This window comes from Mesorhizobium sp. W016 (assembly GCF_054719485.1).
Genome location: NZ_JBTTIF010000002.1, coordinates 6,062,170 through 6,081,512, shown reverse-complemented (window position 1 = coordinate 6,081,512; position 19,343 = coordinate 6,062,170). Strand labels below are relative to the sequence as shown.

Genomic DNA, 19,343 nt, shown 5'->3' with positions numbered 1-19,343 from the left:
TGGTTTCGTTGGTTCGATGCTAACACGGCAAGAGCCGGTAAAGCCAAGGCAACAGCGAAAAGGGGCAGGTCCGATGAGAACCCGCCCCTTATGGCCGAATCTGAACGTCGCTTGCAGTGCGCCGACAGCACCTTCGGCCCCGCCGCCGTACGGCGACGGGGCTCGATGATCAGAGTGGGCTGGCGTTGCGCGTTCTGTCGCGCTCGGCCTCGATGTCGGTGTAGGGGTCGGCATTGGCATCGAAGCCGGTCCAGCCACCGGCTTCATAGGCGCGTCGGCGGTCTTGCAGATCGACCGAGTTGGACTCGCCAAGAATACGCTCGGCCTCGTCGGCGAGTTCGTCACTGACCCTGGCGGTCACCATCGTGCCACCGCGGCGAACGCCCTCCGCATAGACATGCGCATCCCTTTCGGGGACGCCTAACTCGGTCAGCGCCCCGACGATGCCGCCGGCAGCGCCACCGACGACCGCGCCGCCAACGGCGCCGACCGCGGTGGCGGCCAGCCATCCTGCGGCCACGACAGGACCGACGCCCGGAATGGCCATGATGCCGAGCCCTGTCAGAAGCCCGCCGGCGCCGCCAATGACGGCTCCGAGACCGGCGCCGCCGGCTGCATCCTCGGCGGCGTTGGAGGTGTCGCCATCGTCGTACCAGTCGTCCGAATTGTTGGCGACGATGCTGATGTCGGCCTGCGGCACGCCGATTGCCTCCAGTTCGCCGACGGCATCGGAGGCATCATCGTAGTTGTCGAAAAGTCCGGTTACGGTTTTCATGGTCTTGATCTCCTCGATCTGGTTCAGAGGTTCAGTTGGCGCCGGCAACGACGTTGCCCTGATAATCGAGCGCCACGGTCGTGGTCTTGCCATCCTTGGTGGCCTGACCGCGCCAGATGCCCTGGTCGTCTTTGGTCAGCTTGGACACGCCGGAGAAGCCGGCATCCTGAATGCGGCTCTTCGCCTGATCCTCGGTGAAGCTGTTGGCACCCGGGACCGGGGCGGCCGGATTGGTGGTGTCGGTCGTGCTCACGGCCGGGGTGGTGGAGCTGGTGGTCGACGATGCATTGTCGGCGGAAGCGATCTTCTCGACCATTTCCTGATGCATTTTGAGCGTCGGCAAGGTCTCGGAGGCGAAGGTCTTCAGCTGCGCGTTGTCGCCGTCCTTGGCGTAGCTCTCGAACAGCGTGACCGCCTCCGAATGCGCATCGCGCTGCATCTGGACATAGGGCTTGTCGACGGCATCGTTGGCATTCTGCAGAGCCTCCAGATCGGCCTTGTGCTTGGCGTCCAGCTCCGTCGGCACTTTCAGCTTCTGTTCGCCGGCGATGGTCGCAAGCTTGGCGTTGGCGGCGCCGTGATCGTCGATCATCTTCTTGGCGAAATCCTTGACGCCTTGATCCTGGGCCTTGCCTTCTGCGATCTTGCTGGAGTCCACTTCGAACAGGCCGCCGATGGCAGCCTTGTCGACAAAGTCCTGAGCACTGTCGGCGGCGAAGGCGGGCAGGGCGAAGACCATGGCTGTGGCGGTGGCCAGCGAAGCTAGAAGAACACGTGTTTTCATGGACAGAAATCCTCGTTGGGGCACACATCGTGCTGTGAGCCTAACCAGTGCGGCCAAGCTTTGTTCCGCCGCCCAAGCGTTATAACCGGGAGGGTCGATGCCGCGATGATGGCCCCTCATCCTCGGCTTTTTGCGCCTTTGCCATGCCGACGCTGAGGACGGCGACCCGCTCGATGGGCGCCTTGCAAGTCGATCAAAAAGGGAAACGAGGCCCTTCGCCGCCGGCAAGTGAACACCGCCCGCGGTGAACTATCGAGGTTCAGCGATCGTTGCGTTCGAGGCGGCGCGCAACCTCTGTCTGGGCGACCTGCAGCAGCGTGTCTATTTCGAACATCGCCGCCGCATGGCCGCCGTCGCGAATGACACGGCGGGCGCGGTGTAGCAGATCGGAGACCGTCCGCAGCGTTTCAGCATGGCTCGATCAATTCGACAAATGCGTGCCCTCCATCAGCCACAACCGTTGGATCGGGAGAGTGTTCCCAAAGTTGGCGGCCGGCCGGGTGAATGACTGTGAGCGCAGGCAGCGGAACCATCCTTGTCCGTTGGCCGTTCCCCCTGCCTCAACGAAAGGAACAGCCATGGCCGAGAACGACACCCCGAAGGACACCGCGAAGGACACCCCCAAGGACACCCCGAAGATTTCCGCCCGAGAGGCCCAGGAGGCCCTGGAGAAGCAGGTCGCATCGCTGAGGCGCGAGATCAGCAAGATCAACCGGACGCTTGCCGAGCGCGCAGACGATGCCGTCGGCGAAGCCGGCGGCTGGTACGGCAGCGCGACCGAGCGCGCGGCACGGGCAACGCAGCAGCTGAGATCGCAGGCGCAGACGGTGTCCGAAGCCGTCCAGCAAAATCCCGGCACCATCAGCAGCGCTTTCGTGCTTGGTGGCATTGCCGGGCTGTTGATCGGCATGCTGCTCGGGCAAAGCCAGGAACGCGACCGAGGCTGGTTCTAGCGAGGTATCTTACGACCTATTGCGCCCGCCGGCTTTGCCGGCGGGCCTTGTATTTCTGGACGCCAGATCAGTATCGCTTGAGTGAAAAGCTCCCCGCTCGGAAATTCGGCGTTGACGGCTAGTCCTACTAGTAGGTAGGTAAACGCCATGAGCAACCTTGTGGCGACCTCCGATCAGATTCTGGCGTCCGCGCGAAACTTCATCGTGGCCGGCGGCTACAACGGATTCAGCTATGCCGATATCGCCGGCGAGGTGGGGATCCGCAAGGCGAGCATCCACCATCATTTCCCCAGCAAGGTCGATCTTGTCCGCACGCTTGTGGCGCGCCATCGCGAGCGTACCGAGGCCGGCATGGCAGATCTGGAAAGTAAACTCCCAGACCCGCTTGCACTGCTTCAGACCTATGCCGACTACTGGGCAAAATGCATCGAGGATGCGAGCGTTCCGTTTTGCGTCTGCGCGCTGCTTGCCAGCGAACTCCCGGCGCTCCCGGCTGAAATTGCCGTCGAAGTGCGGGCTTACTTCAGGTTTCTGTCGTCCTGGTTGACCAGGGTCATGGAGCGCGGCGCCGAGCAGGGGGTTCTCGGATTTGCAGGCTCGGCGGAGCTGGAGGCAGAGACCTTCATGGCGACCGTTCATGGCGCCATGCTGTCCGCGCGCGCCTATGGCAACCCCGCCATCTTCGGCGCCATTCTGACGCCGACCGTTCAGCGTCTGTCTCGGAAGGTTCACTAACAGGGAATTTGCGCGACAGGGGCGGCGAGCCCCTCCGCCGAATTCTCTTCGACGCATCCATCGTACCTACCTTCTAGTAGGTAAACACAAAAAAGGAAAATCCGAAAATGCTTGTCAAGACGAATGAAGCCAACCAATCCTCGTGGCTCAAGAGCTACTATTTCATACGCTTTGCCGTGGCGGCGGCCTGGGTGCTGCTGGCCTTTACTGCCTCCAGGACAATGCCGTCCCTGGCAGCCATCATGTTGGTCGCCTATCCCGCCTGGGATGCGCTGGCCAATTTCGTCGACGCCCAGCGCAGCGGCGGGCTAAGCCGCAACAAGACGCAGCTGCTGAATTTGGTCATCAGCATCATCACCACGGCGGCGGTCGCCATTGCTCTGGGCAAAAGCATGAATGCGGTGCTCGCGGTGTTCGGCGTCTGGGCGGTCCTGTCGGGCCTTTTTCAGTTGGCAACCGCAGTCCGGCGCTGGAAGTCCGGCGCGCAGTGGGCAATGGTGCTGAGTGGCGCCCAGTCGGCGCTGGCCGGCATCTTTTTTGTGAGGATGGCTGGCAGCGCTGCGACGGTCGGCATCACCGATGTCGCGCCCTATGCCGCGTTCGGCGCCTTTTACTTCCTGGTCTCGGCAGCCTGGCTGACGGTGAGCGACGCGCGGCGCAAGGCGGCTGAGGCCGCCGGCTGAGGCGCCGATCGTTCGAAACGGGATTTGTGGTCGCCGCCGCCTGCGTGGCGCCCTCGACAGGTGAGTTGAGTTTCCCTGCCGCGGTCGTATGTTGTTGACCGTAGTGGAGGATCACAAATGCCCATTCGACGCAAAGCCACCGAGGCCGGCGTTTTGCAGCCATCCGAACTCGAGCTGTTGGGCCGTGTATTCGAGCAGCTTAAGCGCGACGGTCAGTCGCCCGAAGCACGCGACGCCATCGCATCCCGGATTATCGCGAACTATATGGCCGGCGTGGTCGACGAAGCCGAGCTCGTCAGTCTTTCGAGGCAACCGCTGGGCCGGTAGTGCGCTTTCCATTCCGGGTTCAGAAGAGTTTCAGGTCGTCAAATCAGAGGGATAAGGCAATGCCGGCTGACCCACCGATAGAGCGACGGTCGCTTATCCGTGATCTTGTTCTGAAGGAAGCGACAATCCGCGTTGGCGACGCCAGTATCAATTGTCTGGTTTGCAACCAGCACGCCCATGGCGCGGAGCTACGGGTGAAGGCCGATATCGCAATCCCCGACCGTTTCGTGCTTCACGTGCCGGTCGATCATACCAGCTATCGCGCCGTGGTGCGGTGGAGACGGAACGAGCGACTTGGGGTGCAGCTTGATTCGGGAAGGCAGGCCTAGATGGCGGTAGCCGGGACGGATCACCCAGCTGTTCAAGTGCAGGGTTGATGGGACAAGGCAGGGCTCGTTTGCGGCACGAACGCTTCTTCCATGCTGCTTGCGATTTGCAATCAGTTGCTATAGCGTCTGACTGCTTGCAAATTACAAGCGGTTAATCCGTGAACCGACTATGCGAAGGCGCTGCTTATGGCCAAACTTATCTTGGGAATGAACGTTTCCATCGATGGCTATGTCGATGACCTTGCCGGAAATCTGGTCATGGGCGCACCAAGCCAGAAGCACTTCGAGTACTGGATCGAGACGATTCGCAACCATGCCGGCGCTGTGTATGGCCGCCGGATGTACGAGGTCATGCGCTATTGGGACGATGATCACGCGGAATGGGATGCTTCGCTTCGCCAGTTCGCGACACTCTGGCGCAAGCTGCCCAAATGGGTCGTTTCGCGCACACTTTCACGGGTCGGCCCGAACGCCACCCTCATCTCCGGCGATATTGAAGCGCAGATTCGCGAGATCGCGGCCCGCACGGAGGGTACCCTGAGCGTTTCCGGTCCGGAACTGGCCGGCCTTATGACCAGGCTGGGGCTGATCGAGGAGTATCACCTGCACGTGAGGCCGTTCGTGCTCGGCAAAGGCAAGCCTTTCTTCCACGAGGCAAGGCCTCCGCTGCAACTGGTGTCGAGCACATTGATCGATGACGATACGGTTCATATGATCTATGTGCCGCGAGGCTGAACGATAAGGCGCTTCAGCGCCAACATGCGAACCTGGAGAGGGCCTGGTCCCGGCCTTCGCGCCGAGGTCTCACATGTCAGCTTGCGTGCTGGGTACCCAAGCAGCAGAGGGTCTGCTGTCGGCCCAAAATCTGCCGGTCAGCAATGCGCCCCATGCCGGTCAAAGAGGCCTTGCCGCCGTTCCTCGCCCGAAGCGCCGCTTCGGTTGGTCCTTCAGTGACCTGGCGGCCCAAGGGCGTCGTCCTCCACCGCCCGACCTCGTCCGCAACTCATCGTTGCCGCCAGCGGCTCTGCTCCTGGCCTTCCCGCGATGACCGAGCGGGTAGTGAAACATCATGGTCAAGCCTGAAAAGCAAGGTCCAACCTAGCCGCCTTTCCAGGCCTGCATCATCATCGTCCAGCAGTTCAGGATCCTGCGTGCGCCAGCCGGGTCCGTCGGGTCGGCCGGCCGCACAGTTTTTTTCATCCCGCTGGAACATTGGCGAAGGAATGCAGTTGGTGTCGCTGCAGATGCCGCCGCGCGGTGCCTGTGGGCGATTGGTGGCAACACCTGATCGGTCGCCGCTCCTTTACGAGGCGGCTTAGCGTGTGAGCCAATCCTGCAGCAAAGGCCTAGGGATTGGAACGGCCAACAGGAGGCAGTCATGAAGCACCAGACACTCGATCAACTCCAGTCAGTCGCGGACATCAGTCCACTATCGCCGGCTCTGCTGGCTACAAGGACGCAACGGATAGAGCGGTGGGCGGAACTGCTCTATCGAAATCCGACGCGCTCCCTTGTGGCTCTCACCGGGACTGAGCATCTGCATCCCTCTGTCCGCGGAGAAGCGCGCGCGGTCGGATCGGCGATCAGTGTCGCCTTTGACGATCCACTGCTGCGTGCGTCGGGCATGCAATCGGATACCTACGGGGAAGCCAGACGCTTCTTCGAACTCTCCGATTGGCAGTTGCATGAGATCGTCTGCAGTTGCCACACCGGCGCCACCATGCAGGCTGGCTGGGCCGCCGGGCGTGTCCGCAGGGTCCTCAATGGGAGCAAGATATTGGCTTGGCTGAGAAAAGGATTCATGCCGCACTGAGACACAGCGCTTGCGCCTGAAGAAGCATGCAGGCTCCAGCAGAGATTGCGTCGGCTCCGCGAAGGCATGGCTGACCTCAATGGAGTAGGGCGGCCGAGTTGCTTGCGACTTCAGAAATGACGTTCACCATTGCTTAGTGGACCTCGTCAGGGTGATCGGCAATTTCGTGAATAGCGAGTACGAGCGCCAGTTTCGACCAACCGGTCGGCAGCGCCCGCGTGACCAAGCGGGGTTACTTATCCTCGGTGGGTCACATGTGCGCTTCGTCAGCGGTATAGCCTGCCAATCCCTCCACAGCCGTTTTGACGCTGCGAAAAGCTCGAGGCGTGAGGGGGCAATTTGACCCAGGAATCCCGACAACGGACCTTCCGCTTTCGGCCCCGAAATTGAAATTCGAGGCCCGCCCCATCACCCCGGAAAGATCGTAAACCCGCCATCGACGCGGAGCACCTGCCCATTGATAAACCGCGCCCGCGGGCCAGCCAGAAACGCCACCGCCTCGGCGATCTCTTCGGGCTCGGCATAGCGGTTCAGCGATTTCCTGCTCGAGTCCATGCGCTCGGGATCGACCACGCGGGTCGCCTGGAAGCGCGCCGTCTTGGTGGCGCCGGGGCTGACCGCATTGATGCGCACGCCGTCGTCGATCAGTTCCTTGGCGAGGCAGCGGGTGTAATGCACGACCGCGGCCTTCAAGGTGGAATAGACGACCTCGGGCGAGCAGCCGAGATGGGCCGCCGCCGACGCGATGTTGATGACGGAGCCGCCGCCGCGCTGCTTCATCGGCGGCACGAAGGCCTGGCAGACCAGCATCGTGCCGATGAGATTGTTCTCTGTGAGCACGCGGATGTCGTCCAGTTCGATGTCGAGGGCGTTGTTGGGGTTCGGCTTGCCGCCCTTGGCGCCAATGTCGCCGCCGGCGCAATTGACCAGCACATGCACATCGCCAAGATCGGCCTCGATCTTGCGCTTCATCTCGGCCACCGCCTTCTGGTCGCCAATGTTGCCGGTCACCGACGTGACCTTCGTGCCGTGCCGCTTCAGGCGCTCGACCACTTCGCCGAGATTGGCGAACTCGCCATATTTGGCCGGCGCTTCCTCGTTCATGTCGTGGATTGCGACATTGGCGCCGAGTTCGGCCAGGCGCTCGGCCATCACGCGGCCGAGGCCGCGGCCGGAGCCGGTTACGAAGGCGGTCAATCCATCTAGTTCACGTGCTGTCATCGGATTTTCTCCATCAAACCAAATTTGCGCATGTTGGCGGCGCTGCGCCGGATCATGTCGAGCTCATAGGAAACCAGTGAGACGTCGGCTTCGCGCTCCCAAGGCGTGCGGTAGTCGGCATCTTCGGGCAGCCGGTTGCGCTGCGCGGCCGCCAGGCAGGCGGCAAATTCGCGTGCCGTCTTCTGCGGATAGCCGCGCCACCAGTCGTCGCTGAGATAGCGGACATGCCGGGCCTCCAAGGCGCCCGGTTCGAGAACGGCGGTCATGCGATCGTGGTGCTGGCCAAGAATGGCGAACAGCTCGGCAAACGGCACCGCACCGTCGCCGATGGCGCAGCGGATCAGCCGGTAACCTTCGGTCGTGAACTGCACGCGGTAATCCTTGAGGTGGACATGGCGGACATAGGGGGCGATCACCTTCGTAAAATCGAGCGGCGCTTCGCCGACCGGGAACGTGTTGCCAGTGTCGAAGGTGACGCCCACACTGTCACCACCGAGGGCGCAGAAATCGACGAGTTCCCGGCTGGTAAAGTCCTGGTGGTTTTCGATCGCAAGGACATACCCTTCGGCATTCGCGCGGGGACCCCATTCCACCAATCGCTCTCGAATGATGCCGACGTACTCGCTCCATTTTTCGCCGGCCGCGTTGCGGTCGCCGCAGAGAATGGGCGTCAGCGCCGTCCGGATGATTTTGGCCTTGAGCAGGCGCGCGGCCCGAAACGCATCGTCGAGCGGTTCGCCCACCAGCAGGCCGCCGCTGACGACCGGCGTGATGCCAAGGCCGGCGAGCCGTTCGCGCAGCGCGATCACCGCGTCGTCGGAAAGCTCGCTCAGCCATGGCACCCAGATCTCCAGCACGCGCGCGCCGAGTTCGGTCGCGAGCGCGATGAAACCTTCGAGCCCCGCAGGTCTAGGATTGGCGCGTGGCGTGCCGCGGCCCTGGAGGCCGAGATGATAGGTCAGGCCGTAGGGGTTCAGGCCGACCTCGAGCATGAAGCGATCCTTTGAGTCAGGTGTGGTCATCTCAGGCCGGCATCCACGGTGATCGACTGCTTGGTGATCATGCGGCTGTCGTCGGCGGCGAGGAACAGCACAGTGCGCGCGATCTCCTCGCCGAGCAGAACCTTGCGGATCACCTGACGCTGCACGACCTGGTCGACCGAACCTTGGGTCTTGTACCAAAGCTCCCGCTGCCGGTCGGTGATGACGGCGCCCGGCTCGATGGCGTTGACGCGGATGTTGTCGGGGCCAAACGCCCGCGCCAGCGCGAAGGTCAGCCCGATAACGGCAGCTTTGGCCGCCGCATAGGGGGCCATCTCTGATGCGCCGAAACGCCAGGCGATCGAGGAAAAATTGATGATCGAACCAAAGCCCACTTCCTTCATGTGCGGATGCACGCCCTGGGCGGCAAAGAAGTGGTGCCTGAGGTTCACATCCTGGGCATGGTCCCATGTCGCCTGGGTCACGTCGGCGACCGGCTGGCGATTGTCATCGGCGGCGTTGTTGACCAGCACCGCGACAGGCCCTAGGCGGTCGCGCACCGTGCCGATCGCGGCCTGGAGGGCGGGGATATCGGTCACATCGCAGCGCAGGAACAGGGGCGCGTGCGCTGCCGCGGCGGCGAGTTCCCGCGCGAGCGCCTCGCCGGCCTCCTGCTGCAGATCAAGAAACGCCACTCGTGCGCCATTGGCGGCGAAGGCGCGGACCGTGTCGGCGCCGATGCCCGACGCACCGCCGGTGATCAGCACGACGCGCTCGGACAGGCTCGGATAGGTGGCGAAGGACAAGGCGGAACTCTTTTCAAATCAAGCTTTGGTCAGATCGGGTCAGATCAAGCGTTTGGTCGTCGGGTCGAACAGGCACGCACGCGCCATGTCGATGCCGAGCGTCACCGTCTCACCCATAAGCGGCGTGCCGTCGGGGTCGAAACGACCGGTGATCTCTTTGCCGCCCAGGCGCAGGACGGCCATGGTCTCCGCGCCTGTCGGCTCGACCAGTTCGACCACTGCATCGATCTGCGCGATGCCCGGCTTGCGGCGCGCAAGGTCGGGATCGAAGCGGTAGATATGCTCGGGACGGATGCCGAGCACAAGCTGTCGCGGCGTGTCGGATGGGAGCGCCTGGACGATCGGCAGGCTGGCCGTCTTGCCGTCGGCGGTCTGCAGGACGACAGTGCGGCGACCGCCTTCCTGGCTCAGTTCGGCGGCCAAAAAATTCATCGCCGGCGACCCCATGAAGCCGGCGACGAACATGTTGGCCGGACGGTTGTAGATCGTGGCGGGATCGTCGAATTGCTGGACCTCGCCCTGGTGCATCACGGCGATGCGCGACGCCAGCGTCATCGCCTCGACCTGGTCGTGGGTGACGTAAACCGTGGTCTTGCCGACGCGGTGATGCAGCTTCTTGATTTCGGTGCGCATGTCGACCCGCAGCTTGGCATCGAGATTGGAAAGCGGCTCGTCGAACAGGAACAGTTTGGGATCGCGAACCAGCGCCCGGCCCATGGCGACGCGCTGGCGCTGGCCGCCCGAGAGCTGTCCGGGCTTGCGGCCAAGCAGCGGTTCGATCTGCAGGAAGGCAGCAACTCGACTGACGGCCTCGTCCTGCTGCGGCTTCGGGACGCGGCGGCTTTCCATGCCGAAGGTGATGTTCTCGCGCACCGTCATCGTCGGGTAGAGCGCGTAGGACTGGAACACCATGGCGATGTCGCGGTCCTTCGGCGGCACCGAATTGACCAGCCTTCCGTCGATGCGGATCTCGCCGGAGGTAACAAATTCAAGCCCGGCGATCATCGCCAGCAGAGTGGACTTGCCGCAGCCGGAGGGTCCGACCAGCGCGATGAACTCGCCGTCCTGCGCCTCGAGATCGACGCCCTTCAGCACCTCGACCGCACCGTAGTTCTTGCGCAGCGATCGGATGGTCAATGTCGACATGCGATGCCCTTCACTTGATCGCGCCTCATTTGATGGCACCTTGCGTCAGGCCGCGCACAAAATACTTGCCGCCGAAGAGATAGATCAGCAGCGGCGGCAGCGCGCCGATCAGCACGGCGGCGCTCATGACATCGTAGGCGCGCACATTGGTGCCGCTTGCCGTCAGCGCGACGAGCGCTGCCGTGATCGGCTGTTGCTGCCCGGAGGTGAAGACGACGCCGAACAGATATTCGTTCCAGATGCCGGTGAACTGCCAGATCACCGTGACGATCAGGATCGGCGAGGAGAGCGGCAGAATGATCTTGCGGAAGATGCGCCAGAAGCCGGCGCCGTCGATGCGCGCCGCCTTGATCAGGTCGTCGGGGATGCTGACGTAGTAGTTGCGGCAAAACAAAGTGGTGAACGAAATGCCCTGGATGACGTGGATGAGGACGAGCCCGTAGACCGAATTGCTGAGGCCGAGATTGCCGAGGATGAACGCCCACGGCATCAACGAAATCTGGCCCGGAACGAAGACGCCGAGCAGCATGCAGGTGAACAAAGCTTCCGAGCCTCTGAAGCGCCATTTCGACAGGATGTAACCGTTCATCGCGCCGACCGCCGTCGACATGATCGTGGCCGGGATCGTCATCTTCAGGGAGTTGTAGAAGTTGCGCTGCATGCCCTCGCAGGTGCCGCCGATGCAATAGGTGCTCCAGGCCTGGCCCCAGGCATCGAGGCGGAAGCTGCGCGGCAGCGAGATCAACCCGTTGCGTGCGATCTCCTGCTGGTCGCGGAATGAATTCAGCACCACGACCAGCAACGGGACCAGGTAGATCGCCGCGAAGACGACCAGCAGCCCATAGATGGCGAAGCGGGTGAGAAAATGCCGGCGCGACGCGACTGCGGCAGCGCGACGGTCGAGCGACTGGTCCAGGGAGACGTCAGCCATGGCCGGCTTCCTTGCGCCGGCGCCAGACCACCCAGAATGAATAGGGCACCAGCACCACGGCAACAGCGGCAAGCATCATGATGGCGGCGGCCGCCCCTTCGCCGATCTGGCCGCGTTGGAACATCAGGTCATAGACGTAGATGGCGGGGAAGGTGGTCGAGATCCCCGGGCCGCCTTTGGTCAGGGCCGCCACGAGGTCGAAGGTCTTGATGGCGAACTGGATCTGGATGACGGCGACCGCCAGGAAGATCGGCGCAATGGTTGGCAGAAGCACCTTGCGATAGATGCGGAACGTCGATGCGCCGTCGATCTGCGCGGCCTTGACGAGGTCCTGATCCACCGAGCGCAGGCCGGCCAGGAACAGCGCCATGGCAAAGCCCGAGGCCTGCCAGACACCGGTGATGATCACCGCGTAGATCGCATAGTGCCGGTCGCTGGCGAGTGCGAAACTGAAGCTCGCCCAGCCGAAACCGCGCACCATGGCCTGGATGCCGTCGGTCGGATTGTAGAGCCAGCTCCAGACCGTGCCGGTGACGATGAAGGAGACGGCCAGCGGATAGAGGAAGATCGTGCGCCAGGCCGCTTCGCCGCGCACGCGCTGGTCGATCAGGATCGCCAGCAGCAGTCCCACCGCCATCGAGCCGACGATGTAGAAAGCGCTGAAGAAAAACAGGTTGTTGTAGGCGATGTTCCAGCGCCGGTTCGCCCACAGCGACGCGTAGTTCTCGAGGCCGACGAAGCCGTAGGTCGGCAGCAGCGAGGAGTTGGACAGCGAGATATAGAGCGTCCAGCCGGTGAACACGAAGACGTAGACGAAGCTCGCCACGAGAGAGGGGCCGAGCACCAGCAAGGGCATCGCGGAGCCCAGCCGCTCGCGCCAGGGGCGGGCGGGCGTCGGGACCGACAGGATCAGGTCGTGATTTGACATTCAGAGCACGGAAATTGGCAGAGCACGGGACTGGAAGGGAGGACGGCCGGGCGGATAGGCATCGCGCCCGGCCATTCCCGTCTATTTCTGTGCTTCCGCCGCGTCGGCCATCGCATTGGCGCCATCCTCCGGCGACATGTCCGGCGTCGCCACGAACTCGGTAATGGAGTCCATGATCGCGCCGCGCATCTTCTGCGGGATGGTCATGTTGTGCGCCATCGAGCGGACCAGCGTGCCGTCCTTGATCGAAGCCTGGAGATCCTTCTGCGAGAGCTGCTGGCACGGATTGAAGCCCTTCGACAGATCGATATCCAGGCGCGCGGGGATCGAGCCCTTGGCCTGGTTGAAGACCGTCTGGAAGTCGGGCGACAGGATCAGGCTGGCCAGCAGCTTCTGGCCGTCGATGTAATCCTGGTCCTTCTGCTTGAAGAACACGACCGAGTCCGAGTTGAGGATGAAGCCGGGTTTGCCCCAATCGGTCGGCGCCTGGGCGCAGACATAGTCGGTGCCTTCCTTGAAGCCGGCGGCGGTCAAAAGGCCGATCGTCCAGTCGCCCATGATGTGGAACGCCGCGTCGCCCTTGCCGACCAGCGCCGACATCGAATCCCAGTCGCGGCCGACCATGCCCGGATCCATGTATTTGCTCGTCATCAGGCGCATCTGCGTGAAGGCCTTGACCATCCCCGGGCTGCGCATGGACTCGACATCGCCTTCGACGAAGGCCTTGCGGTAGAGATCGATGTCCTGGCCGTAGAGCACGACCTCGAACACCGTCGAATCCGTCCAGTCGGCGGTCGAATGCGAGATGCAGATCTTGCCTGTGGCGACGATCTTGTCGCAGGCGGCATTGAACTCGGCCCAGGTCTTCGGCATTTCCGCCACGCCGGACGCTTGCATGACCTTGGGCGAGGCCCAGAGCCAGTTGATGCGGTGGATGTTCATGGGCGCGGCGACCCATTTGCCGGTCGGCTTCATCACCGGAAGCAATTCCGGCGCCACCACTTTCTCCCACCCTTCCGAGGCCGCCAACTCGTCGAGATCGGCGGTCATGCCGGTCTCGTTCCATTCGGCGATCTCAGGGCCTTTGAGCTGCACGGCAGGCGGGGCATTGCCGGCGATCACGTCGGCGCGCAGCTTGGCCAGCGTATTGGCGGTGTGGCCGGCAATCGAGGTCTGTTCCCATTTGCCGCCCTTGGCCGTGAACATCTCGCCGAGCTTGGCGATCGCCTGGGCGTCCGATCCGGTCGCCCATTGGTGCAAAAGGTTGGTCTTGGGCTCGGCGAAGGCTGTTCCGGCGAAAAATGTGCACGCAGCAGCGGCCGCAAGCGCGGTCATGACGGACTTCATCGTTTCACTCCCATATCGTGTTGCACGGTTCGTCTCGACCGCTTATGGCCGCGGTTTGAAGCCGCCGCCGGCGAGATGCGTCAATCTCGAGTTCTTTCCAAGATGACATATTGGAGCTATCAGTCAACGATGTTTATGTTGAGCTATGACAAAACCTTCGCTTAGAACCTGGCTGATCGACAGACCCTCCGCGTCGCCGGAGAGCATGATCGTGCGCTGCCTGAGCGAGCGCGGCGCACTCTCGGCGTTGCAGATCGCACGCGCCACCGGTCTGGCGCGCTCGACGGTGTCAACCGCGCTTAACGGCTTGAAAAAGTCTGGAATGGTGATCGAAGCCCCGACCAGCCGCGACGGCATCAGAGGCATCGGCAGGCCAGCCGCGGCGGTGACGCTCAATCCGACAGCGGGCACCTGCGTCGGCATTCACCTGGCTCTTCAGCAGATACGGCTCATCGTCGCCGATGTCTCGCATTCCGTCATTGCCGAACAAAATATTCCAATGGCGCTGGACTACCAGCCGCAACAGGCGGCCCAGGCGGTCAAATCGGCGATTGCCCAATCCTACAGGGAAAACGGTCTGCCGGTAGCGGGGCTCCTGGGGGTTGGTGTCTCCGTCTCCGGCCCTGTCAGCCGCGATGGAGTGGTGCTGCGCGCAAGCATGGTTCCAACATGGGCCGGCGTCAACATACGAGATGTGTTCGGACCCGTCCTGGAACAGCCGATCTTCGCCGACAATGAGAGCAACTGCGCGGCCATTGCCGAGCTGATGTGGGGTGCGGCCGTCGGCCAGGACGATTTCGTGCTGTTCAAGATCGATCTGGGTGTCGGCGGCGCCATTGTCCAGCATGGCCGGCTGGTGACGGGCGTCGCCGGCGGCGCCGGCGAATTCGGGCACATCAGCATCGATCCCGGCGGCGACCTTTGCCGCTGCGGCAATCGCGGATGCCTGGAGCTCTACGCGAGTTTTACCCGGCCGCTGGAACAGATTTCGCGTGTCGTTGGGCGGCAAGTCACCATGGACGATGTCATCGCCATGGCCGAGCAGGGCGACGTCAGGGCGTTGCGGATGATCGAGGATACCGCCGAGATCGCCGGCCGGGGTCTCGGCCTGATCGGCTCGGTGCTCAATCCGCCGCTTATCATCATCGGCGGCCACATGGCTTTGGCAGGGGACATTCTGTTGACGCCGCTGATCGCGTCCTATGAACGCCACACGCTGATCAAGTCCCGGGATGTCGCTCCCGCGCTGCGCACGCGCATCATCGTTGGCAGGCACACCGAGAACGATGCCTTGCTGGGCGCGGTCGGCCTCGTTTTGAGACACCAGACGAAGGAACTGTCGCTGGGGTGATCGTCAGGACCTGCCTGTGCTTGTTCAAGTCAATTGCACGTGTCGGCAGCCTTGAGCGCTTCGGCGCGGGACGATTTGGGCAAATCCGCGATCCGCCGGACAGAAGCGTAAAACCTCGGATAGTCGCCGGAACACAGGTCGAACAAGCGAAGAAAGGCCGGAACCTGTTCACCGTAGACAGAAGTTGCGGCGAGCTTGGCGTTGTTGATCGGGGCAGCGAACCAGGCGTCGTATCCCCGGTATCCCGCCCAGTGCCTGTCGCGCATCCGCCGATAGCGCGCCCGCATCCTCTCGATCGCGGCTGCCTTGGCAGTCGCCATCTTTTCCGGGGTGCGGGGACTACCATAGACCTGCCTTAGCTCGTCGCGCGTCTTCGCCACCAGTCCAAGAAAATCGGCGCTGCGCTTGCGGTCGGCTTCGTATCGGCGCAATCCGGCCCGGTCGCCGGCGGCGCGGAGCCATTTCCTGACGCCGCTGGTTTCGACGGCAACGGCGAACGCCTCGTTGAATGCGGAATCGCCATCCACATAGAGGCGCTGATGCGCCAGCTCATGAAAAACAAGGCTGGCGAGATAGGTGTCGTCCTGACGCAGCATGGTGCTCAGTAGCGGGTCACTCGACCAGCCAAGCGTGGAATAGGCGGTGACGCCCGAGACATAGACGTCCAGCCCCTGTCTTTGAAGTTCGACTGCGTTCTCAGTCGCGGATTTCCGGGAGAAATAGCCCCTGTATGGAACGCAGCCGAAGACCGGAAAGCACCATGTTCGTGGCGCAAGCGAGAATTGCGGCGCGGCAAAAACGGCCCAGGTCACGGCATCGCGATGGATGTCGACATAGCTGCGGTAGCTGCTGTTTTCGGGCAATGCCAGCTCATCTGTCGCAAACCGTCTTATGGCGCTGGCCGACGTCAATTTGGCGCGCAATGCCTCGGGCGTCGAAGGATCACGGATGAGTTTTCCAATATTTTTGCGGGCGGCCATGATCTGCGCGTGACCCTGCAACGACTGCGCGTAGTAGGAAATGCTCGTGCAGCCGGTCGCCCCGGACGCCATGACGACCGCGGCAAGCATCCGAAGAACGCGCTTCACTGTTTGCCCACCTTGCCCATCTCCCCATGCAGCAACGTCCTGGTCCCCCCTCAAACAGGAGGCACCGGTTTCCGTCAAGAGCTGCAGGGGCAGGGGGTGACACCGACCTGGGCAGGGGCAATGCGGGCATTCGCCTAGGATTGACGAAAGTCCACCGCAGGGCGGAGCGGGCGAGATACGGACCGTCCGTCGAGACGCGGTTCCCCCAAGCTGCCGCGCGCTACTGGTCCGAAAACTTCACGCTCACGCCGCGCTGGCGAAAATAAGCCTGCATCAACTTACGGCCCGAGCGGTTGTTCTGGGCCAATTTGGCCGGATCGAACACCGCCTGTTTTGCGCCCTCTCGTGTCAGCGCAGCCTTGAGCGTCGCGATATGGGCGTCGATGTCGGCATTGTCCGCCCGCAGCGAGGCATAGATACTTTCGGTCGCTTCGGCCACAGTCGGTTCGCTCACAGATGTCGTCCTTTGGTTGGTTGGGCGGCGGCTTTACCACAGATTTGCGGCTCCGACGATATCGACTGAACCGTCAGAGCACAGCGCCCAGGGCGCAAAACCGCAAAACGTATGTATTCGGCCCTGCTAAACATTGCCCGGCAGGCGAATGGGTCTAACTATCGCTAGGAAACGGGGGGAATCACGTGGCTGCCAATCGTCGAAACGACATCTCATCGTCCGAGGGGGGGCTAGGACGGATTCTTGCGGCAGGCAATGCCCATCCGCGCACAGCTCTGCCTACCGTGGCAACCATCGTCACGACGGTAGCTGCGCTGTATTTCGGTCGTGAGGTGTTCCTTCCCATTGCCATCGCGCTGCTTTTGACCTTTGCGCTGGTGCCGATGGTCTCCGCACTGAAGCGTGTCGGCTTGCCTCGGCTGCCCGCAGTGCTTCTGAGCGTGATTGGCGCATTCGCGGCCCTGGGCCTGTTCAGCTTCATTGTTGCGACCCAGGTAAGCGAGCTTGCTCAGAACATTTCCGTCTACCAGACAAACATTCTGACCAAGGTACGTTCCCTCAAGGAGACGGGCGTTGGTGGCGGCATAATTGCCAGGCTGAGCGGGGTGATCGAGCGCGTCGGTCAGGAGATCGACAAGCAGGATGTGGCGCCGCCTGCGGCCGACAAGCCCCGGCGCGAGCCTGTTCCCGTCGAGATCGTCGCCCGCGAGAGACCTCTGGAGGTATTGCAGAACATCATCGGACCGTTGATCAGCCCGCTGGCATCAGCTGGCCTGATCATCATCGTCGTCATCTTCATGTTGCTTGAGCGCGAGGATCTGCGCGACCGGTTTATCCGCCTCGTCGGCTATGGCGACCTCCATCGCACAACGCAGGCATTGCAGGATGCCGGCAAACGGGTTGGCCGCTATCTGATCATGCAATTGGTGGTGAACATCGTCTACGCGATACCAATCGCAATTGGCCTTTGGGTGCTCGGCATTCCCAACGCGCTGCTGTGGGGGTTGCTGGCACTGGCGCTGCGCTTCGTTCCCTATATCGGCCCTGTTATCGGCATGCTGCTGCCCTTGTTTCTGGCCTTGGCGGTTGCGCCCGGCTGGTCGCTGGTGCTGTGGACCGCCGCACTGTTTGTCGTCATGGAATTGGTAACCGGCAACGTCATCGAACCGTGGCTCTATGGCTCGCGCACGGGACTTTCTCCTTTGGCAATCATCGTTGCGGCAATTTTCTGGACATGGTTGTGGGGGCCGCTCGGCCTGGTCCTTTCGACGCCGCTGACAGTTTGCCTCGTCGTCCTCGGGCGACATGTTCCGCAGTTCGAATTTCTCGACGTCCTGTTTGGCAACGAGCCCGTCCTTGAAGCTCATGCCCGGCTCTATCAACGGCTCCTGGCCGGCGATCCCGACGAGGCCACTGACCATGCCGAGGAGATCCTCGAGGAGAAGTACCTGATCGATTTCTACGACACGGTCGCCATTCCTGCTCTCCTGTTGGGCGAGCAGGATCGCATGCGTGGCGTGATGGGCGATCAACAGCGAAGGCAGGTGGCGGCGAGCGCCCAAATTCTTGTGGCAAATCTTGCCGACGATGCACAGGAAGAGGCAAGCGAGGAAGACGCGCCGACAACCACCGCGGAAGGGAGCGCGAGCAAGGAAACAGATGGCATCGAAGAGGAAGAGATCGAACTGCCCGACGGCAAGGACATGTCGGTGCTTTGTGCCGGCGGTCGCGGCGAACTCGACGATGCCGCTGCCGCCATGCTCGCTCAGGTGCTGGAGGTGCAAGGTGCTACGGTGGCGAAGGCCAGTTTTGTCGATATGGAGCCGGCAGGTATTCGTCGTCTCGAACTAGAGGCGATCGACACCGTCGTGGTCGGTTTCCTGAACCGGGATTCGCTCAAGCATGCCCGCTTTCTGGTCCGGAGACTGAAGCGCGCCAAGGCAGGCTTGAGAATTGGGATTGTGTTCTGGTCAGACGCGGAGCAGGGCGATGTCGGGCAAGAAAGGCAAGCTTTGGCCGCCGACATCAGCGCCGATTTCGTAGCGCACGGCATGGTCAACGCTGTGCTTGGCGCACTTTCTCCAGCGCCGGCCGTTCCCCTCAAAGTCGTTTCGAAACGCCGCGATCGACGCCGTCCGGCCCCTCGAAAACGGATCCCGGCCCAAGCAACGGCCGCAACAGCCTAGCCGCACCGCCATGTCTCAGATTGCCGCGCCGGCGCTGGAATGCCTGGTGAGACGGCAAGATCGTCCCCCACTCGCAAGCCATGGAACAATCTCGCGGCCTTGCGGTTCCTAACATCGAAGGAGACCCCCCATGCTTAGATTCCTTATCCGCCTTGGCGCGATCTATGCAGCGTTCCAGATCGGCAGAGAGTTCGGCCGCAAGGAGACCGAAATCATGCTCCTGCCGCCGCCCGTTGACTACGAGCGGCACCCGACGTCAAGAAATGAAACCGAGTTCGGAGAGACATAGGACTGCTCAATCTGTCTGGTCGATCTGGCCCATGCTGGCGCCGTCCCTGCGCGGGGCGCATTATCGTGCGAACGGACCGGCCTCTTGGCTGTGCCAGGATGGATCCGGGTAATGCAAATTGAGCCGCTATCTCCGCCGCTCAAACGCGGCACAAAGAGGTTGACCGTGCGTCGAGGAATGTCTCTCGCAGATCTTGGCGTTGAGCCGACGGAGAAGG

General features: G+C 62.5%; 20 protein-coding genes. 9 read left to right on the top strand and 11 right to left on the bottom strand.

Going from position 1 to position 19,343, the window contains the following annotated elements; genetic code table 11:
• Positions 1–169 precede the first annotated feature (169 nt).
• On the bottom strand, positions 170–775 hold the full coding sequence (locus ACYG9V_RS29740) for a general stress protein (protein ID WP_460222057.1): 606 nt from the start codon (positions 773–775) through the stop codon (positions 170–172).
• A 31-nt stretch (positions 776–806) separates the two neighbouring features.
• Positions 807–1,559: a DUF4142 domain-containing protein gene (locus ACYG9V_RS29735; RefSeq protein WP_023671088.1), complete on the bottom strand. Its 753-nt coding sequence runs from the start codon at positions 1,557–1,559 to the stop codon at positions 807–809.
• 578 nt (positions 1,560–2,137) lie between these two features.
• Here ACYG9V_RS29735 and ACYG9V_RS29730 point away from each other — a divergent pair.
• The 6 genes from ACYG9V_RS29730 (at position 2,138) to ACYG9V_RS29705 (ending at position 6,399) form a co-directional block, all read left to right on the top strand.
• Positions 2,138–2,512, top strand: a complete 375-nt coding sequence (locus ACYG9V_RS29730; RefSeq protein WP_352762579.1) for a hypothetical protein — start codon at positions 2,138–2,140, stop codon at positions 2,510–2,512.
• 147 nt (positions 2,513–2,659) lie between these two features.
• Entirely contained in the window at positions 2,660–3,247 is a 588-nt protein-coding gene (locus ACYG9V_RS29725; RefSeq protein WP_023704145.1) for a TetR/AcrR family transcriptional regulator, read from the top strand.
• A gap of 107 nt (positions 3,248–3,354) precedes the next feature.
• Positions 3,355–3,930, top strand: a complete 576-nt coding sequence (locus tag ACYG9V_RS29720) for a DUF308 domain-containing protein (protein ID WP_023704144.1) — start codon at positions 3,355–3,357, stop codon at positions 3,928–3,930.
• Between the two features lie 117 nt (positions 3,931–4,047).
• The gene (locus ACYG9V_RS29715) at positions 4,048–4,257 is read left to right on the top strand and encodes a hypothetical protein (RefSeq protein ID WP_023671091.1); all 210 of its coding nucleotides are present in this window, start codon (positions 4,048–4,050) and stop codon (positions 4,255–4,257) included.
• 515 nt (positions 4,258–4,772) lie between these two features.
• Entirely contained in the window at positions 4,773–5,321 is a 549-nt protein-coding gene (locus ACYG9V_RS29710; protein ID WP_352762577.1) for a dihydrofolate reductase family protein, read from the top strand.
• A 643-nt stretch (positions 5,322–5,964) separates the two neighbouring features.
• The gene (locus ACYG9V_RS29705; protein WP_023671095.1) at positions 5,965–6,399 is read left to right on the top strand and encodes a hypothetical protein; all 435 of its coding nucleotides are present in this window, start codon (positions 5,965–5,967) and stop codon (positions 6,397–6,399) included.
• Between the two features lie 408 nt (positions 6,400–6,807).
• Here the strand turns inward: ACYG9V_RS29705 and ACYG9V_RS29700 are convergent, their stop codons facing one another.
• The 7 genes from ACYG9V_RS29700 to ACYG9V_RS29670 all read right to left on the bottom strand — a co-directional run bounded on the left by ACYG9V_RS29700 (position 6,808) and on the right by ACYG9V_RS29670 (position 13,758).
• The gene (locus tag ACYG9V_RS29700; protein ID WP_023733539.1) at positions 6,808–7,620 is read right to left on the bottom strand and encodes an SDR family NAD(P)-dependent oxidoreductase; all 813 of its coding nucleotides are present in this window, start codon (positions 7,618–7,620) and stop codon (positions 6,808–6,810) included.
• Positions 7,617–8,612: a sugar phosphate isomerase/epimerase family protein gene (locus ACYG9V_RS29695; RefSeq protein WP_352762575.1), complete on the bottom strand. Its 996-nt coding sequence runs from the start codon at positions 8,610–8,612 to the stop codon at positions 7,617–7,619. Before ACYG9V_RS29695 ends, ACYG9V_RS29700 begins: the two co-directional genes overlap by 4 nt.
• 26 nt (positions 8,613–8,638) lie before the next feature.
• On the bottom strand, positions 8,639–9,406 hold the full coding sequence (locus ACYG9V_RS29690) for an SDR family NAD(P)-dependent oxidoreductase (RefSeq protein WP_352762573.1): 768 nt from the start codon (positions 9,404–9,406) through the stop codon (positions 8,639–8,641).
• Positions 9,407–9,445: 39 nt separating this feature from the next.
• Positions 9,446–10,552 (bottom strand): ABC transporter ATP-binding protein, encoded by a 1,107-nt coding sequence (locus tag ACYG9V_RS29685; RefSeq protein WP_460222056.1) that lies wholly within the window; start codon positions 10,550–10,552, stop codon positions 9,446–9,448.
• 25 nt (positions 10,553–10,577) lie between these two features.
• A complete protein-coding gene (locus tag ACYG9V_RS29680) occupies positions 10,578–11,483 on the bottom strand; it encodes a carbohydrate ABC transporter permease (RefSeq protein WP_352762570.1) in 906 nt (301 codons plus the stop codon).
• The gene (locus ACYG9V_RS29675) at positions 11,476–12,411 is read right to left on the bottom strand and encodes a carbohydrate ABC transporter permease (protein ID WP_023671101.1); all 936 of its coding nucleotides are present in this window, start codon (positions 12,409–12,411) and stop codon (positions 11,476–11,478) included. Before ACYG9V_RS29675 ends, ACYG9V_RS29680 begins: the two co-directional genes overlap by 8 nt.
• A gap of 81 nt (positions 12,412–12,492) precedes the next feature.
• Positions 12,493–13,758 (bottom strand): ABC transporter substrate-binding protein, encoded by a 1,266-nt coding sequence (locus ACYG9V_RS29670; RefSeq protein ID WP_352762568.1) that lies wholly within the window; start codon positions 13,756–13,758, stop codon positions 12,493–12,495.
• Between the two features lie 145 nt (positions 13,759–13,903).
• Here ACYG9V_RS29670 and ACYG9V_RS29665 point away from each other — a divergent pair, with 145 nt between their 5' ends.
• On the top strand, positions 13,904–15,109 hold the full coding sequence (locus tag ACYG9V_RS29665) for an ROK family transcriptional regulator (RefSeq protein WP_023751363.1): 1,206 nt from the start codon (positions 13,904–13,906) through the stop codon (positions 15,107–15,109).
• Between the two features lie 29 nt (positions 15,110–15,138).
• Here ACYG9V_RS29665 and ACYG9V_RS29660 read toward each other — a convergent pair whose 3' ends face one another.
• Positions 15,139–16,179, bottom strand: a complete 1,041-nt coding sequence (locus ACYG9V_RS29660) for an aminopeptidase (RefSeq protein WP_352762566.1) — start codon at positions 16,177–16,179, stop codon at positions 15,139–15,141.
• A gap of 238 nt (positions 16,180–16,417) precedes the next feature.
• A complete protein-coding gene (locus ACYG9V_RS29655; RefSeq protein WP_023686482.1) occupies positions 16,418–16,651 on the bottom strand; it encodes a hypothetical protein in 234 nt (77 codons plus the stop codon).
• Positions 16,652–16,836: 185 nt separating this feature from the next.
• Between ACYG9V_RS29655 and ACYG9V_RS29650 the strand changes: the two genes are divergently transcribed.
• Both ACYG9V_RS29650 and ACYG9V_RS29645 read left to right on the top strand, forming a co-directional pair.
• On the top strand, positions 16,837–18,837 hold the full coding sequence (locus tag ACYG9V_RS29650; RefSeq protein ID WP_352666742.1) for an AI-2E family transporter: 2,001 nt from the start codon (positions 16,837–16,839) through the stop codon (positions 18,835–18,837).
• Between the two features lie 130 nt (positions 18,838–18,967).
• Complete coding sequence (locus tag ACYG9V_RS29645) at positions 18,968–19,126, top strand: hypothetical protein (protein WP_023704065.1); 159 nt, start codon at positions 18,968–18,970, stop codon at positions 19,124–19,126.
• Positions 19,127–19,343: the final 217 nt, after the last annotated feature.

Excerpts from the sequence above, each read along its gene's own strand:
- ACYG9V_RS29705 (WP_023671095.1), top strand. The coding sequence starts at position 5,965 with ATGAAGCACCAGACACTCGATCAACTCCAGTCAGTCGCGGACATCAGT.
- ACYG9V_RS29680 (WP_352762570.1), bottom strand. The coding sequence starts at position 11,483 with ATGGCTGACGTCTCCCTGGACCAGTCGCTCGACCGTCGCGCTGCCGCA.
- ACYG9V_RS29715 (WP_023671091.1), top strand. The coding sequence starts at position 4,048 with ATGCCCATTCGACGCAAAGCCACCGAGGCCGGCGTTTTGCAGCCATCC.
- ACYG9V_RS29675 (WP_023671101.1), bottom strand. The coding sequence starts at position 12,411 with ATGTCAAATCACGACCTGATCCTGTCGGTCCCGACGCCCGCCCGCCCC.
- ACYG9V_RS29660 (WP_352762566.1), bottom strand. The coding sequence starts at position 16,179 with ATGCTTGCCGCGGTCGTCATGGCGTCCGGGGCGACCGGCTGCACGAGC.
- ACYG9V_RS29685 (WP_460222056.1), bottom strand. The coding sequence starts at position 10,552 with ATGTCGACATTGACCATCCGATCGCTGCGCAAGAACTACGGTGCGGTC.
- ACYG9V_RS29735 (WP_023671088.1), bottom strand. The coding sequence starts at position 1,559 with ATGAAAACACGTGTTCTTCTAGCTTCGCTGGCCACCGCCACAGCCATG.
- ACYG9V_RS29725 (WP_023704145.1), top strand. The coding sequence starts at position 2,660 with ATGAGCAACCTTGTGGCGACCTCCGATCAGATTCTGGCGTCCGCGCGA.
- ACYG9V_RS29700 (WP_023733539.1), bottom strand. The coding sequence starts at position 7,620 with ATGACAGCACGTGAACTAGATGGATTGACCGCCTTCGTAACCGGCTCC.
- ACYG9V_RS29665 (WP_023751363.1), top strand. The coding sequence starts at position 13,904 with ATGACAAAACCTTCGCTTAGAACCTGGCTGATCGACAGACCCTCCGCG.
- ACYG9V_RS29720 (WP_023704144.1), top strand. The coding sequence starts at position 3,355 with ATGCTTGTCAAGACGAATGAAGCCAACCAATCCTCGTGGCTCAAGAGC.
- ACYG9V_RS29730 (WP_352762579.1), top strand. The coding sequence starts at position 2,138 with ATGGCCGAGAACGACACCCCGAAGGACACCGCGAAGGACACCCCCAAG.
- ACYG9V_RS29645 (WP_023704065.1), top strand. The coding sequence starts at position 18,968 with ATGCTTAGATTCCTTATCCGCCTTGGCGCGATCTATGCAGCGTTCCAG.
- ACYG9V_RS29670 (WP_352762568.1), bottom strand. The coding sequence starts at position 13,758 with ATGAAGTCCGTCATGACCGCGCTTGCGGCCGCTGCTGCGTGCACATTT.
- ACYG9V_RS29710 (WP_352762577.1), top strand. The coding sequence starts at position 4,773 with ATGGCCAAACTTATCTTGGGAATGAACGTTTCCATCGATGGCTATGTC.
- ACYG9V_RS29695 (WP_352762575.1), bottom strand. The coding sequence starts at position 8,612 with ATGCTCGAGGTCGGCCTGAACCCCTACGGCCTGACCTATCATCTCGGC.
- ACYG9V_RS29740 (WP_460222057.1), bottom strand. The coding sequence starts at position 775 with ATGAAAACCGTAACCGGACTTTTCGACAACTACGATGATGCCTCCGAT.